Origin of the sequence: Acinetobacter sp. ANC 4910, from assembly GCF_004331035.1 — a bacterium.
Classification (GTDB): domain Bacteria; phylum Pseudomonadota; class Gammaproteobacteria; order Pseudomonadales; family Moraxellaceae; genus Acinetobacter.
In genome coordinates this window covers 58144-73130 of record NZ_SJNT01000013.1, presented here as the reverse complement: position 1 = coordinate 73130, position 14987 = coordinate 58144, and the positions used below count along the sequence as shown (strand labels likewise).

The window sequence follows — 14987 nt, the reverse complement described above, 5'->3', positions numbered from 1 at the left end:
TTGAATGCTATCTATGTTAAGTGTATTTGACTCTTTTGCGAGTAAATTACTATTGGGCCTTGCGATCGTACTGATCGCAGGGTTTCAGTATTTATTTTGGTTTGGTGAGGGTGGTTATCATGATCATCAACAACTGACCCAAAAAATCCAACAACAGACAGAAATTAATGATGAGCTAAAAGAGCGTAATCGTGTTCTTGCAGCAGAAGTTTATGATTTAAAAAATGGTGTTGAAGCCATAGAAGAACATGCACGTTTAGATTTGGGTTTAATTAAACCACGCGAAACTTTTGTTCAAATGAGTACTATCAGTACTCAATATAAGCCTATTTATATTGATCCTAACGCCAAAGCAGATTTACGCACGAATGAAGATGACAATGCCATCCCACCAGAGCCCGTTAATGCACAATAAGCTTTGGGTGGTCATTCCAGCTGCAGGTTCGGGACGGCGTTTTTCTCAGTCTAAATTAAAACAATACCAATTGCTTGATCATAAAACCGTATTAGAACATACGGTGGAACGATTAAACGGTTTGGATTTAGCTGGTTATGTGCTTGCGGTTGCACAAGATGATCATGTGATTTCAAGCTTGACTTTGACTGCTCCAGAAAAATCACATTTTTGTGCGGGTGGTCAAGAACGAGTTGACTCTGTACTAAATGCCTTAATTTATCTCACGCAAATTGCCGATAAAGATGACTGGGTATTGGTGCACGATGCAGCACGTCCATGCGTCACTTTGCCTGTATTAAATACGTTGGTTCATAAAGCAGTTGAAACAGATCAAGCTGCTATTCTTGCTATTCCTGTACGAGATACTTTAAAAAGAGTTGAAACTGAAGCGATCATCAGTAAGACCGTGAGCCGTGATCTATTATGGCAAGCGCAAACTCCGCAAATGGCAAAATTGGGTGTATTAAAACAAGCAATTGAGCTGGCTTTGCAAGACCAACAAGTCATTACTGATGAAGCGAGTGCTTTGGAATACGCTGGGCATCCTGTTCATGTGGTTCAGGGACGTTCTGATAATATCAAAATTACCTATCCAGATGACTTACAGTTGGCACGTTTGATTACCCAATCGCAAAACTAATTTAAAAATTTTATGTGATAGCTGTGATTGTTTACGAAATAATTATCCTGAACGTTGAATTAAGCATTCACTCTATCGCAGTTTAAATTTATACTCTGCTCACTTTTAGCTGTATTGCCTCATCAGATGATACCTTCTCAACAGTATCGTTTCTTACGCCAATCCTTACGTGATGGTCGAAGTATTAAAGACGATTCCTCCAAATGGCACCGTTTACATCTTGATCCTTGGTTATTAGGATTATTGGTCGTAAATTCTATTATTGGTTTAATGGCGGTTTATAGTGCCACAGCTGAAGATATGGGGATGGTACTGCGTCAGGCCACAAGTTTTGGTGTCGGCTTTATTCTATTGTTCATTTGTGCACAAATTCCGCCGAAGGTTTATCAGGCAACCAGTCCATATTTCTATCTGATTTCAATTGTATTATTGGTTTTGGTGCTTGCTATAGGTGATACCCGCTTAGGGGCTAAACGTTGGTTGACTGTACCTGGTATTGGCAGTATGCAACCCAGCGAGTTTATGAAGTTTGCTATGCCACTTATGATGGCATGGTATTTCTCAAGAAAACCTTTTCCACCCAAACTCGTACATATTTTGGGTGCATTAGTGATTATGTTTGTCCCTTTTGTGTTGGTTGCCTTACAGCCTGACTTATCTATTGGCTTAATTATTCCCGGAATTTTCGTGCTCTTTTTGAGTGGGATGTCTTGGAGGCTCATTTTGGGAGCTCTTACGGCATTGGCTGTTGCTGCACCTGTTTTATGGATGTATGTATTGCAGGCTTATCAAAAGAAGCGTGTATTAACCCTGTTTGATCCAGAATCCGATGCCTTAGGTGCGGGTTGGAATATTATCCAGTCTAAGATCGCGATTGGTTCTGGTGGCTTAATGGGTAAGGGCTATTTGGAGGGAACGCAGTCGCATTTGGGCTATTTACCCGAACACCATACCGACTTTATTTTATCGACCTATTCGGAAGAGTTTGGATTCTTTGGCGTCATTTTTCTGTTTGCACTGTATGCGGCCATTATTTTCCGTTGCATGATGATTGGTTTAAACTCTTTTCATAACTATGGTCGTTTGCTGGCAAGTGCCATTGGTTTAACGTTCTTCTTCTTTGTATTTCTCAACTCGGGCATGATTAGTGGAATTCTTCCTGTGACAGGAGATCCATTGCCTTTAATGAGTTATGGTGGCACGGCGGTGATTGCTCTGCTTGCTGGTATGGGGATTGTGATGTCCATTCATACGCACCGTTAAAATGCGTAAGCCCCATTTGGGGCTTTTTTTATAGATTGAAATCAATATTATTGCATCATTTAGATCAAACAGAATCAAATATTATTTTTTTAAGTATATGAATTTTATTGGAATAAATTTTCTTAAGTACTTTCGCATAAATAATTACTAAATTTGTATATTTAGCACTCGCAAATGGTATATATATTGCTCATATTATAAGAAGCAATTATTGCAGGAGAGAAGCACAGTTATGTGCTCGCCGAAGGAGCAACGACCCCGGAAACTCTCAGGCAGAAGGACTGTAATAATTTCAAAATCTGGAGAGAAGTGCATAAAGATAAAAAAGGCACTCACCGAAGGGGATGGTTATATGTTGCATATGATCGAAGCTCTCAGGTACCAATGACAGATGGGGCATAACACAAGGAATGCATGCATTTCGTAGGAGTGCTTTATGCCACATATTATTGTTATTGGCTCTGGAATTACTGGGGTAACTTCAGCCTATGAATTATCACAATTGGGCTATGATGTGACAGTCATTGATAAACATCTTTATCCTGCAATGGAAACCTCTTTTGCCAATGGTGGTCAGCTTTCAGCATGCAATGCGGAAGTCTGGAATCAAAAATCCACTGTGTTGAAAGGCATTAAATGGATGTCCCGCAAAGATGCACCTTTGTTGCTCAATCCATCGTTTGATGTGCATAAATATGCATGGCTGGTCGAATTTTTGGGCAATATCAAACACTATGAAGAAAATACCCGCGATACGGTGAGATTAGCACTCATGGCGCGTAAACGCTTATTTGATATTGCGGAACAGGAACAGATTCAGTTTGATTTAGAAAAAAGAGGCATTTTACATTTTTACCACAACCAAACCGATTACCAAGTCGCAACTCGTGTCAACGAATTGCTTTGCACAGGTGGGCTAGAGCGTTATGCAGTGACATCTGAAGAAATTAAGCAAATTGAGCCGAGTTTAACAGGTGACTATTATGGTGGTTTTTATTGTCCAGGTGATGCCACAGGAGATATTCATAAATTTACCAATGGTCTTGCCAAAGTAACAGAAAAATATGGGGTGAAATATCGCTTTGGTTTAGATGTCACCAATGTGCAACATCATGAGAAAGGCGTGACAGTCATTTGTAAAGGCAGCACTGAAAATATGCACCCAGAAGAGCAGGCATCTGAATATTTTGAAGCCGATGCTGTGTTGGTGTGTGGTGGTGTGGGTAGCTATCAATTGGCACATTTACTGGGTGATAAAGTGAATGTTTATCCTGTAAAAGGCTATTCAATTACCATTAACTTGGATGATGAGAAAAGCGTACAACATGCACCATGGGTAAGTTTGCTGGATGAAAGTGCCAAAATTGTCACGTCACGTTTAGGTGCTAGCCGATTAAGAATTGCAGGTACTGCAGAGTTTAATGGTTATAATCGTGATATTCGCTCCGATCGGATTCAACCTTTGGTTGATTGGGCGAATAAAAATTTTGATATTTCCACTCAGAGTGTCGTGCCTTGGGCGGGCTTACGTCCAATGATGCCAGACATGATGCCAATCGTTCGACGTGGACGACGTGACCGTGTATTTTACAACACAGGGCATGGACATTTAGGTTGGACTTTATCTGCTGCGACAGCAGTGATGATCAGTCAAGAAATTGCATCGGCTTATCCAGCCTAATACGGTAATGTTGCATTAAAAGCACAGACGCATATCTGTGCTTTTTTTATTTTTTAAAACTGTCTTTAATCATAAAGACGATAAACACCAGCAAATCGCTCACAGCCTTTTTGCTGGGTTTTAACGGTTAAAATGGCTTTGTAATAATCAAATTGATATTTACAGTCATGTTCATTATCGACAATATTTTGCTTTTTCTCTGGTGTGGTATAAGCCAAGAAAGGAATGGTTTGAGTTTCCTTTTTATTGTTTGGATTACGGTAGGCAATCCCTTCAATTTTAATACTGTCTTTGCCAAGCTGATGAACTTGTAGGTGAATGGGTTGTTGTGCAAGTTTACCCTTTTCAAATTTTAAATAATGTTGAGTCAAACTCTGATTCAAGGAGGTATAAAAATTCAAATCATCAGTGCGAAGCTCAAATTGCTGCGTAAAACATGATTCTGTTTTGCATTGTTGTATACGGTTAAGCCATACGCTATGTGTATCATCGAGTAATCGTAAGGGTGCATCACTGATTAAAAATGCAGTGAGATATTGGTTTTTGAGTTTCTGCCGTTGCTGTTCGAAACTGCTCGAACACATCGTTTTTGTTACGGCAGTATCAGTTTTACTACAATCTATTTCCTGAGCGTAAGTCAGGCTAGTGTACATACAACCAATACCAATGAAAGATGCTATAGTTTTAAGGAATTTAATGTCTGTATTCAACAACATGATGACTTATACTTTCACAACACTGTGCTAGTGTAACTATAACGAAGTCGAAACACTGAATACAAGATTTCAAACATTTATTTCTGAGGGAGCGTAACTGAATGGTCGCAAATATTCGAATTGGTCAAGGAATGGATGTACACGCTTTTGATGAAGGCGAATTTGTTACTTTGGCTGGCGTTAAAATTCCGCATACACATGGTTTAAAAGCACATTCCGATGGTGATGTTGTACTGCATGCACTCTGCGATGCATTATTGGGTGCACTTGCACTGGGCGATATTGGACAACATTTTCCAGATACAGACCCTGAGTTTAAAGGGGCAGACAGTCGAGTGCTGTTAAAACATGTCTATCAGCTCATTTTAGATCGTGGCTATGTTTTGAATAATGCGGATATGACGGTAGCTTGTGAGCGTCCAAAGTTAGCGAAGTACAATTTAGAGATGCGTCAATCTGTCGCAGACGTGTTAGATGTGGATGTTACTCAAATTAGTATTAAAGCAACAACCACAGAAAAGCTTGGTTTTACTGGTCGTCAAGAAGGTATTTTGGCAACTGCTACAGTTTTGATTAGCCATCAAGCAAAATGACCTGCACCCATCAGTGACTGTTGTAGATCTTTAGTAGCTTTACGCCCTTGGAGTTGTAGGGCTACAGCATGAATCAGTCCTGTCCACGTCTCATTTGGTTCCCAAACGGCATGTAATAAATCTTGAGCGCTGGCGATATCCATATCCATATAATATTGACGGTAAAGATAGATTAGGCTGCTCACACGAAGGTTGTGGGCGCAATGAACCCAAACCATCTGCTCTTGAATCAGATGATCCAACATGTCTAAAACTAAGAGGCATTGCTCATCAGAAGGTGTGTCCCAAAGAATAGGAATATGAATGTAATTGAGTCCGAGCTCTAAGCAAATACGGTCTTCATTCAGAAGATGGTTTTCTGCATCATTTAAAGCAAGATTAATAACAGTTGTGATGCCATATTCTTTGATGTGTTTTAACTGTTCAACTGTCGGTTGCCCAGAACTAAATAAATGTTCATGCACAAACTGGAAATGGTCAATGTGACTTAAAGCGTTTTCAAGTTGATTCATAACGGTGACTTTTCATTGGCAGTAAAACAAAACGCCATCCTTGGGGATGGCGCTTGGATGCTTAGCGATTTGGTAGTACATCTTTCAAAGCATTGTGCATTTCTAGCAATACTTTTTCTGTTGTATCCCAGTCAATACAGCCATCTGTGACTGACTTACCGTATTCTAAATCACATAGGTTTTCAGGGATATCTTGACGACCACCTTTTAAGTGACTTTCAACCATAATGCCGACAATGGATTTGTTCCCATCCAAAATTTGTTCAGTAATATTTTTTAGAACAAGTGGTTGCAAGAACGGGTCTTTGTTTGAGTTGGCATGACTGGTATCAATCATAATTTTGGTGCTGACCTTGGCTTTCGCTAATGCATTTTCAGCTTCTGCTACAGAACCTGCATCATAGTTCGGTTTGCCATTACCGCCACGTAATACCACGTGTGCATATGGGTTACCGCTGGTGCGAATCACAGAAACTTGACCAAGTTCATTTAAACCTAGGAAGCTATGCCCATGTTTAACCGATTGCATCGCATTAGTTGCAACAGTTAAACCACCATCTGTACCATTTTTGAAGCCAACAGGAGATGAAAGTCCTGAAGACATTTCACGGTGGGTTTGGCTTTCAGTTGTACGTGCACCAATAGCAGACCAAGAAATTAAATCTTGATAATACTGTGGTGAGTTTGGATCGAGTGCTTCAGTGGCACAAGGCAACCCTTTTTCATTTAATTCCAACAGCAATTGACGACCAATACGCAAACCTTTCTCAATATTGAAAGAGTCATTCATATCTGGATCGTTAATTAAGCCTTTCCAACCTACAGTGGTACGCGGTTTTTCGAAATACACGCGCATTACGATATAAAGTGTATCTTTAACTTTTTCGCTGAGTACTTTTAGGCGATCCGCATAATCATGTGCAGCAACTGTATCATGAATAGAACAAGGACCAATTACGACAAAAAGACGCTTATCTTTACCATCTAAAATATTGCGAATGGTGTCGCGACCTTTAAGTACGGTTTGATATGCATTTCCTGTTAATGGCAATTCTTTTTTTAGTTCTGCTGGAGTTACTAAAGGCTGAATGCTTTTCACATTTAAGTCGTCAATGTCTGATTGAGTAATAGGGGTTGGCTGTTGTGTATTCATTGCTGTCACTAGATCGATCATACAAGAGTTTTTTAGTTGATTGAATATAACACGATTTAATTAGCCTTTTGCTATACAAAAGACTAATAAAACCGTGAAAAAAACAGATTATCCCAATAGATAGTTTAAACGCTGTGTGATTTTTCCACAGTATAAACCATTGCAGTGGTTGGTTTTTGAACAGGTTTTGCTTTTACAGGATGAATTATAAAATTCACACCTAACGCAAAAAGCGTAATACCTAAAATTTTACGAATAATTTTTTCTGGCAATCGAGAACTGATCAGTGTACCGATAATAATCGCAGGAATTGAGCCAACCAATAACCAGCCTAAAAGTGCGAAATCGACATTACCTGAGCTCATGTGACCAAGACCAGCCACAAGGGTAAGTAGGACAGCATGTACCACATCTGAACCAATGATACGAATCATCGGTAAATTGGGGAACATAATAACCAGTGCCATAATACCAAATGCACCTGCACCCACAGAGGATAAGGTCACAAATATACCAAGTATTACACCCATGAGAATGATGTAAGCCCGTTTATCTTTGGCTTGAAAATTTACTTTTTCCAAGTCTTCGGTCATGTCCAATTGTGCATCTTTACGGAATTTATTGAAGAAACGTTCAATATGCCCACGGAAGATGATAGATACCCCAGTTAAGGTCAACATAAAACCTAAAACCATGGTCAGCACAGCTTTATAGTGTGTAGACTGACTTAAATAATTGTCGAGTACCCAATGTGTAGCAAAAGATGCTGGAAGGCTGCCGACAGCAAGCCAAATCACGATGGGCCAGACAATATTCATTTTCTTGGCATGAACCATCGAGCCACAGAATTTCGAAATCGATGCATACAATAAGTCGGTTCCGATGGCGATGTGTGGCTCAATTTTAAACAGGCTAATGAGGATAGGGGTCATTAAAGAACCACCACCTACACCGGTAATACCTACACAAAACCCAACCAAAACGCCTGCAAGAATATATTCAAGAGAACCAAACATGTATAGAAGCCAAATATGATAAACCATGCATATGTTATGACTTTTTGAGATAAGTGTTTGTCTTGATAAGTGATTTACTTATGCAAAAAAACGCTAAAGCCATCTTTAGCGTTGTATGAAATGATGCAAATACCAAATTTAGTTTTTTGTAGGCTTCTTTTTTAAATCATTGATATACATTATTAAAATAAAGGCTACTGGGCTGGCAAAGATCCACCAACTAATAAAACCAATTGATATTCCGTAATGGTCGATTAAAACAACAGCAGCACTAAAAAATAGAAGATATGCCACACATCGACTCATCAAAGGAAATTGCGTCAAAATAGGCAACGAAGATTGCTTGGTTTTCGCAATTTGCTTGCTGCTAAGTAAGTGTAAGATCCAAAGTCCTAAAAGGATAAATATCAAACTCAATATAATCATCATGATGCATTTTCCTGTTGTGCCAAAGAAAGTTTTTTGATGATTTTTTGCTTAGCTGTGGTTTGGATTGGATGAATATTTTTAAGAATAAAATAGGCTAAAACAGCGAGTAAAATAAAAAATAGATCTACCCGAAAGAAAGTCCAATAGCTCACAAGACTATGGATATATTGATGCTGAACCAAATAAAATAGGTCGAACATGGATAAACATGCCGCCAAAACAATTAAGCACATCAGTTGAGAACGCCACAGCCATTGTTTTGGGGTGAAAAGTGCTGCCGCTAGACTCAAGCCCCAGAGAGTAAAGAAACTATAGATTTCATAGTTGGGCATGTCAGCAGTCAAGTAGACCAAACGATTGGTATAGAAATACCCCATCATGGCGAGGGGTAAACCCACAAAAGTTGCGACATTTAGTCGGTCAACAAGATAATGCCCCCAGTGGAACTGCTGAGTTTTATTTTGAAGTTGTCGTTTTAAACTCCATAACAAGAGCCCTGACGCAATCATACAACACCCGAGCAGCCCTGAAAAAAAGAAAGCCAGACGTAATAAGGGCTGAGCAAAGGTAGCCATGTGTAAGCCGTACACGCCAAAACTTAAACTAGCAACAGCACTATTATTACGTGTTGCGGCTGTAGTAATAGCATCGTGCCCACGTAAGGTAATTTGCGGTTGATTGCCCGTAATACTATGCTCTTGGAGTTGTGTAAATATGTACAAAGCTTGATTAGTATTTGGATTTTGTACTGAGATTGAACGTAATGCTTGCTTGCCCCAATGCTGTTCTACTTTTTGCAGTAATTCGGACATTGGCAAATTAGCCTGAGGTGTTATTAAGGTGTTTTGTGTCACGACATTGGTGCGGATTTCAGTAAAATACTGATATGGATTTTCAGGATAAAGCGCTTTCATACCCCAAGGAAGATACAGATAAAAGAAAATTGCCAAACCTGTAAAAGTAATCATCAAGAAAAAAGGCAGTGCAATCACGGAGGATACATTATGAAAATCAAGCCAAGAACGCTGCGATTTAAAGGTTCGAAGAGTAAAGAAATCTGTGAAAATCTTTTTATGGGTCATAATGCCTGAAATTAGGGCAATCAGCATAATAAAAGCAGCGATAGAAACTGCGAGCCGTCCGATATCAACGGGCAGACCAAAAAGTTGATAATGGAAGTGATAGAAAAAGTCGCCGCCTTCTGTGGCTGAAAGGCTTAGTTCTTTTCCAGTGTTGGCATCTAAAGTTTTTCTTTCATAGCTGCCATCTGCTTTTTGCCAATAAATGTTATTGACGGGTGATTCGGCAGTTGCGATACCAATAAACCATGATTTCGCATCGGGTGCATGCGTTTGTAAATAGTCTGTTGCAGAGAGAATGGCTGTTTGCTGTTGAATTTCATATTTTGCCAGTTGTGGCTGCATCCATAAGTTAATTTCATGACGATAATACGACGCCGTGCCCATCAGAAATATGACGAATATGACCCATCCTAGCAGTAACCCTGTCCAAGAATGTAACCATGCCATTGATTGTCGAATACCTTTCTGCATGAATTAGCCCATTGCAAAAAATAATAAAAAAAGAACAGCACAGGATGCTGTACTCACGAGCGTGAGCTTCTTCAGTGATCGAATGCAGAAACAGGTCATCACAAAAAAAACATAAAAAATAAGGCTAATGAACGCCGCCAAAAAGATGGATTCTGCTTTGGGTAAACTTAGATGAAACAGATGGGTTAAGGCTAAACTGAGTAAAGCACTACAAATAAAACCGAGTATGAAGGCGATAACAAAACGATACAGCACTTGAAAACGGTAGGTCAGAGAAATAGATTGTGCTTTACTCATAAAATGAATCGCTATTGAACTACAAAAAAAGCCAAGCCTGATGCTTCAGACTTGGCGGGTTCATTAATACTTAAATTTTAAAGCAACTGTGTAATTTGCAGAAGCCCCGTAATAACCTTGACCGCCATAAAGACCCGTGAGGTATTTTTCATTGGTTAGGTTATTACCATTTACTTGCACTAATAGATTTTTATTTACTTCATAACTTGCCATTAAATTGAATAAGGCATAAGCATCCTGTGTAACAGATGCATAAGAGGTGTCTTGAATATCATCTTGCCATTTTACACTTGCACCTAGTTTCAGTTTAGGAATATGCGGAACAGTATAAGAAGCTAAAGCATTGATGGTTTGGGTTGGAATATTGACACGTGCTTTTTCACCTGATTCCATGTTTTTTAGGCTGAAGGTTGAAAAGCCAAATACCAGATCAAGATTGTCGGTGACTTTACCCGATAATCCAACTTCTACACCTTGAGAACGAACTGTACCAATATCTGAAGAATACTTGTTATATGCGGCATCCCACAGTGGATTGAGCGCAAAATTATCTTCATCGGTTCTAAACACAGCAAGATTACCTGTGAGCGTTCCATTTAGCCATGAACTTTTAACCCCGATTTCATAGCTTTCGCCCTCTACAGGAACAGCGGTTTTTTGAGTGGCTAGATCGATTACGGTTTGTGGTCTAAAGATCGAGGTATAGCTCATATACCCTGTATATTCAGGTGTGAAGTTATAGGTTAAACCCGCATAAGGTGAAACTTTATTTTCCTTGTATTCAAGCGTGTCAATTTCAGTGTAGTTTGCTCCTAGAAGCAGTTTTAAATCATCATTTAGATGTAAGCGGGTAGCGGTGTAAACCGATTTCATTACCCGTTCTTCTGGCGCAGCGGTGTAGAACTCGCCCCATGATGGTTCTTCAGGTGACCAGCTTGCCTGATCTGTCGTATAGGTGCCTAAACTGCTTCCATAAGAATAAACACTTTGCGCGGTATATTTTGACCAGTTATAGCCAATATTGGCTTCGTGATGCTGACCAAACAATGGGAAAGTCCCTTGAATATCAGCATTTGCCGTAGTTTCTTTGAATTTCTGGTTGTAAATCTCAGGGTAGAGATAAATGCCAGAAGTATTGTCCGTGGCAGAAGGCGATCCACTTAAATAGAGCATTTTGTCACGAACTTCAGATTCTTTAAGGTTATAGCCAAACTTTAATTTCCAATCACCAGCAAGCTGTTGTTCGATATTGGCGAAATAGTTGTCAATTTCCCAGTCGTAGTATGTCCACGATGGTGCATAGTTATAGCTACGTGAATAACTTAAAGCTTCACCTTTAGAATTGACTAAAGGTAATGCACCCCATTGAGAGCCATTGGCATACTGGCGTGTTTTAGAATAGCCCGCAGAAGCTACTGTAGAATCGGTAAGGTCTGCCTCAAGAATCCCCTGAAAACCATTCTTTTCTTCCGAATAATGGTCTAAATATGAATTGCCCGTTTTTTCATAGCCAACTAAACGCCCACGCAGACGCCCATCTTGTGTCAGTGCCCCTGAAATATCGGCTTCATAGCGTTGAACATCCCATGAACCATAGCTAATTCCTGCATTGGCTTGGAATTCTTGGGTTGGACGTTTACGAATGTAGTTAATCGTCGCACCTGGGTCACCTAATGCATTGGTGAGGGCATCTGCACCTTTGACCACTTCAATACGGTCGTAGAAATAGCTGTCGACATCACTATTGTTGTAGTTGTAGCTATCCACCTGCGGAATACCAATGCCATCAACCAATATATTTGAAATATCAAAACCGCGTGCTGTATAAGTTGTGCGATTGGTTTCCAGACCAGTCACCGTTACACCAGGAGTATTGTTTAAAATATCTCGCGTTGAAGTCAGGTTAAAGTCATCCATTTGCTGACGTGTCACCACATTTACAGTCTGAGGTGTTTCCTGAGTGTCAATATTCAGTTTGGTTGCACTGCTGCTTTTTTTAACTGTATATGCTTTGCTCTGTTCAGAGCTTTGATTTTCCGATGAATTTGCTTGTAACTGTATAGTAGACAGGGTTGTAACATCATCTTCAGCAAAACTAAGATTGATATGTGCAATCGTGAGAGCTAGTAAGGAATATTTAAACAGCGTAGGGGATTTAGACATGGATGAACATTAATGCAAATAATTATCATTAATTCTATTGTTACTATTGGTGGTGTTCAATTGTGTAACTATTGTAAATATTGATTAAAAAAATAATCTCATAGCTAAATTAGATTTATAAATAGGTAGGTAGTGCTGTTTTGGCATATTGTTGAAATTTTTCAAAAGTTATAGCTATGCTAGAATATTTAGACGTTTAACTTTGAACAGAGCATAAAGTCTTGAACAACAAAAAACTAAAAATTGGCATTGTTGTAGGTGAAGTTTCTGGAGACACCTTGGGTGCTAAATTAATCCGCAGTTTTCGTGAGCAAGGAATTGATGCTGAGTTTGAAGGAATTGGCGGTCCTCAAATGATCGCGGAAGGCTTTCAAAGTGACTACCCGATGGATATTTTATCGGTCATGGGGATTGTTGAGGTCTTAAAAGATATCAAAAAGTTATTTGCCGTGCGGGATGGGCTTGTCGAAAAATGGTCTAAAAATCCTGTCGATATATTTATTGGTATTGATGCGCCTGATTTTAATTTGCGCTTATCGAAAAGTTTGAAGCAAAAGCAATTGCCGATTAAAACTGTTCAATATGTAAGTCCTTCTGTTTGGGCATGGCGACAAGGGCGTGCACATGGAATTAAGGCAAATATTGATTTGGTGCTGTGCTTATTCCCATTCGAAAAAGCATTCTTTAAAAAATTTGATGTGTCTGCTGCCTTTGTTGGTCATCCCTTAGCGAGTGAATTACCTTTAAAAAATGATTTGATCGAAGCAAAGCAAGAACTCGGTTTAGCAACGAATCAAAAGCATATTGCATTATTACCAGGCAGTCGCCGTGGTGAAGTCGAACGCTTAGGTCCATTGGTACTCAAAGCAGGGGAAATTCTGAGCCAAAAATATCCAGACTACGAATTTTTGATTCCAGCGATTAATGATGCACGTAAACAGCAAATTGAACATTTACTGCAACATTATTCTGATGCTTTCCGCGCCAAAGTGCATTTATTGGAAAATACAGACACAGAATCTAAAATTGGTCGTCAGGTGATGAACGCTGCCAATATTGTGGCTCTGGCTTCAGGTACCGCAACTTTAGAGGCTATGCTGTTACATCGTCCGATGGTGACTTTTTATAAGCTCAATTCTTTGACTTATTTTATTGCGAAATTGTTGATTAAGATTCCTTATTATTCTTTGCCAAATATTATTGCAGGGAAAAAAGTGATTCAGGAATTGATTCAGAACGACGCAACACCAGAAAACTTAGCGCATGAAATCGAAAAACTGATGAATATTGAAGTGGCGCAAATTCAGGTTATGCAGCACATTACCATGCATAAACAGCTACTTTCGGGCAATAGTGAAGATCCCGTACAAGCCATTTTAAGTTTGCTGTAACGTACGCAGTATTTGGGCTATTGCATAAATTGTTGGCGATATTGAGTAGGTGTGAGATCAAACTGCTTTTTAAAGGTTTGACTGAACGCTGTTTCGGAAGCATAGCCCACCAAGTGGGCAATTTGCTGAATCGTGTATTGTCCTTGTCTTAGGTATTGTGATGCAATGCGTAGCCGATGTTGCTGCAAATACGCGAGTGGCGTTTCACCAATAATCTGACTAAATAATTGGGCAAATTTGGAACGGGACATACAGCATTGTTCTGCGAGAGTTTCTACCGTCCAAGCGCGTTGCGGTTGTCCATGAATGGCTGCTAAGGCATTGGATAATTCAGGATGAGAGAGTGCAGTTAACCAGTTGTTGCGATCACTCAACTGCAAAATGTAGTCGCGAACACATTCAATAAAAAAAATACTCACCAGGTGATCTAGAATTTTGTCACGACCAGGTTGCACTTGTAGCGTTTCTACCGCTAAAAACTGCAAGCCAATCTGTAGCCATTCAGGAATCGTTTGTCCATTCATTTGGTGTAAATGAATGGATTGAGGTAAGGCATTCAGCAGAGGTCGCGCCATAATACTGTCCATATGACAGCGAATTGCCAAAATCACGGTTTGCTTTCCGTCGCCAGAGCCAAATTCAATACTTTTTTCACCAGTTTCATCGAAACGATGAGTAATATTTAATGTATCGACCAAAAGGTTTGGCGTATTAAAGGCAGTATGACTGCGACCAGAAGGGATTAAAATTAAATCGCCCGCACGGGCTTGAACTTGCGTGCTTGCATCTAATTGAATGAAGGCATGACCTGCAACCATAACATAAGCGACCATGGCACTCTGATCTTGATATTGAAAACACCAGTCTCCTTGAGCTTTCAAATAAAGGTATTCTGATTTGTTCAGATGAATATCATCAAAAATTTTACTTAGTGCATCCATGTCTTTTCATTCTTTCTTATCTGCGGAAATATACAACGATGAGCAGTTTGTCATATGTGTTTGTAGGTCATTGTTTATCAAATTAAGCCAAAGACGATTACATAGTTTTTATGGACGGTTACTACTGTAGCTTGAGGACGAATTAAGAAAATATATACATAACAAGAAAAGAAGGAAAGGTT

At 39.5% G+C, this 14987-nt stretch carries 14 protein-coding genes and 1 riboswitch; of the genes, 6 read left to right on the top strand and 8 right to left on the bottom strand.

Going from position 1 to position 14987, the window contains the following annotated elements:
• The first annotated feature begins 13 nt into the window (after positions 1 to 13).
• From ftsB to E0H82_RS13595, 4 genes are all read left to right on the top strand, one after another.
• Entirely contained in the window at positions 14 to 415 is a 402-nt protein-coding gene (ftsB, locus tag E0H82_RS13610; protein WP_131265294.1) for a cell division protein FtsB, read from the top strand.
• Positions 405 to 1097 carry a 2-C-methyl-D-erythritol 4-phosphate cytidylyltransferase gene (gene ispD / locus E0H82_RS13605; RefSeq protein WP_131265293.1) on the top strand — a complete coding sequence of 231 codons (693 nt, stop codon included), beginning with the start codon at positions 405 to 407 and terminating at the stop codon, positions 1095 to 1097. The genes ftsB and ispD overlap by 11 nt, the downstream gene beginning before the upstream one ends.
• 126 nt (positions 1098 to 1223) lie before the next feature.
• A complete protein-coding gene (gene rodA / locus E0H82_RS13600; RefSeq protein ID WP_131265292.1) occupies positions 1224 to 2360 on the top strand; it encodes a rod shape-determining protein RodA in 1137 nt (378 codons plus the stop codon).
• 204 nt (positions 2361 to 2564) lie between these two features.
• Positions 2565 to 2654, top strand: a riboswitch (glycine riboswitch).
• Positions 2655 to 2796: 142 nt separating this feature from the next.
• Positions 2797 to 4041, top strand: a complete 1245-nt coding sequence (locus E0H82_RS13595) for a D-amino acid dehydrogenase (RefSeq protein WP_131265291.1) — start codon at positions 2797 to 2799, stop codon at positions 4039 to 4041.
• A gap of 65 nt (positions 4042 to 4106) precedes the next feature.
• On the opposite strand, the gene E0H82_RS13590 is transcribed toward E0H82_RS13595, so the two are convergent.
• Positions 4107 to 4757: a hypothetical protein gene (locus E0H82_RS13590; RefSeq protein WP_131265290.1), complete on the bottom strand. Its 651-nt coding sequence runs from the start codon at positions 4755 to 4757 to the stop codon at positions 4107 to 4109.
• A gap of 101 nt (positions 4758 to 4858) precedes the next feature.
• Between E0H82_RS13590 and ispF the strand changes: the two genes are divergently transcribed.
• The gene (ispF, locus tag E0H82_RS13585; protein WP_131265289.1) at positions 4859 to 5350 is read left to right on the top strand and encodes a 2-C-methyl-D-erythritol 2,4-cyclodiphosphate synthase; all 492 of its coding nucleotides are present in this window, start codon (positions 4859 to 4861) and stop codon (positions 5348 to 5350) included.
• Here the strand turns inward: ispF and E0H82_RS13580 are convergent.
• The 6 genes from E0H82_RS13580 to E0H82_RS13550 all read right to left on the bottom strand — a co-directional run bounded on the left by E0H82_RS13580 (position 5338) and on the right by E0H82_RS13550 (position 12473).
• Positions 5338 to 5862, bottom strand: coding sequence for a protein tyrosine phosphatase family protein (locus E0H82_RS13580; RefSeq protein ID WP_131265288.1), 525 nt, complete (start codon positions 5860 to 5862; stop codon positions 5338 to 5340). The genes ispF and E0H82_RS13580 overlap by 13 nt on opposite strands.
• Before the next feature lie 61 nt (positions 5863 to 5923).
• Positions 5924 to 7015: a 3-deoxy-7-phosphoheptulonate synthase gene (locus E0H82_RS13575; protein ID WP_131265287.1), complete on the bottom strand. Its 1092-nt coding sequence runs from the start codon at positions 7013 to 7015 to the stop codon at positions 5924 to 5926.
• Positions 7016 to 7140: 125 nt separating this feature from the next.
• On the bottom strand, positions 7141 to 8031 hold the full coding sequence (locus E0H82_RS13570; protein ID WP_131265286.1) for a sulfite exporter TauE/SafE family protein: 891 nt from the start codon (positions 8029 to 8031) through the stop codon (positions 7141 to 7143).
• Positions 8032 to 8169: 138 nt separating this feature from the next.
• Positions 8170 to 8460 carry a DUF1634 domain-containing protein gene (locus E0H82_RS13565; RefSeq protein ID WP_131265285.1) on the bottom strand — a complete coding sequence of 97 codons (291 nt, stop codon included), beginning with the start codon at positions 8458 to 8460 and terminating at the stop codon, positions 8170 to 8172.
• Entirely contained in the window at positions 8457 to 10013 is a 1557-nt protein-coding gene (locus E0H82_RS13560; RefSeq protein WP_131265284.1) for a PepSY-associated TM helix domain-containing protein, read from the bottom strand. Before E0H82_RS13560 ends, E0H82_RS13565 begins: the two co-directional genes overlap by 4 nt.
• A 360-nt stretch (positions 10014 to 10373) precedes the next feature.
• Entirely contained in the window at positions 10374 to 12473 is a 2100-nt protein-coding gene (locus E0H82_RS13550; protein WP_131265282.1) for a TonB-dependent siderophore receptor, read from the bottom strand.
• Positions 12474 to 12694: 221 nt separating this feature from the next.
• On the opposite strand from E0H82_RS13550, the gene lpxB reads away from it, so the two are divergent.
• Positions 12695 to 13864, top strand: coding sequence for a lipid-A-disaccharide synthase (gene lpxB, locus E0H82_RS13545; RefSeq protein ID WP_131265281.1), 1170 nt, complete (start codon positions 12695 to 12697; stop codon positions 13862 to 13864).
• A gap of 17 nt (positions 13865 to 13881) precedes the next feature.
• Here lpxB and E0H82_RS13540 read toward each other — a convergent pair whose 3' ends face one another.
• The gene (locus tag E0H82_RS13540; protein ID WP_131265280.1) at positions 13882 to 14805 is read right to left on the bottom strand and encodes an AraC family transcriptional regulator; all 924 of its coding nucleotides are present in this window, start codon (positions 14803 to 14805) and stop codon (positions 13882 to 13884) included.
• Positions 14806 to 14987 lie beyond the last annotated feature (182 nt).

Bases quoted from the DNA above. Each gene is read 5' to 3' on its own strand.
- ftsB (WP_131265294.1), top strand. From the start codon at position 14: ATGTTAAGTGTATTTGACTCTTTTGCGAGTAAATTACTATTGGGCCTT.
- ispD (WP_131265293.1), top strand. From the start codon at position 405: ATGCACAATAAGCTTTGGGTGGTCATTCCAGCTGCAGGTTCGGGACGG.
- rodA (WP_131265292.1), top strand. From the start codon at position 1,224: ATGATACCTTCTCAACAGTATCGTTTCTTACGCCAATCCTTACGTGAT.
- E0H82_RS13595 (WP_131265291.1), top strand. From the start codon at position 2,797: ATGCCACATATTATTGTTATTGGCTCTGGAATTACTGGGGTAACTTCA.
- E0H82_RS13590 (WP_131265290.1), bottom strand. From the start codon at position 4,757: ATGTTGTTGAATACAGACATTAAATTCCTTAAAACTATAGCATCTTTC.
- ispF (WP_131265289.1), top strand. From the start codon at position 4,859: ATGGTCGCAAATATTCGAATTGGTCAAGGAATGGATGTACACGCTTTT.
- E0H82_RS13580 (WP_131265288.1), bottom strand. From the start codon at position 5,862: ATGAATCAACTTGAAAACGCTTTAAGTCACATTGACCATTTCCAGTTT.
- E0H82_RS13575 (WP_131265287.1), bottom strand. From the start codon at position 7,015: ATGAATACACAACAGCCAACCCCTATTACTCAATCAGACATTGACGAC.
- E0H82_RS13570 (WP_131265286.1), bottom strand. From the start codon at position 8,031: ATGTTTGGTTCTCTTGAATATATTCTTGCAGGCGTTTTGGTTGGGTTT.
- E0H82_RS13565 (WP_131265285.1), bottom strand. From the start codon at position 8,460: ATGATGATTATATTGAGTTTGATATTTATCCTTTTAGGACTTTGGATC.
- E0H82_RS13560 (WP_131265284.1), bottom strand. From the start codon at position 10,013: ATGCAGAAAGGTATTCGACAATCAATGGCATGGTTACATTCTTGGACA.
- E0H82_RS13550 (WP_131265282.1), bottom strand. From the start codon at position 12,473: ATGTCTAAATCCCCTACGCTGTTTAAATATTCCTTACTAGCTCTCACG.
- E0H82_RS13540 (WP_131265280.1), bottom strand. From the start codon at position 14,805: ATGGATGCACTAAGTAAAATTTTTGATGATATTCATCTGAACAAATCA.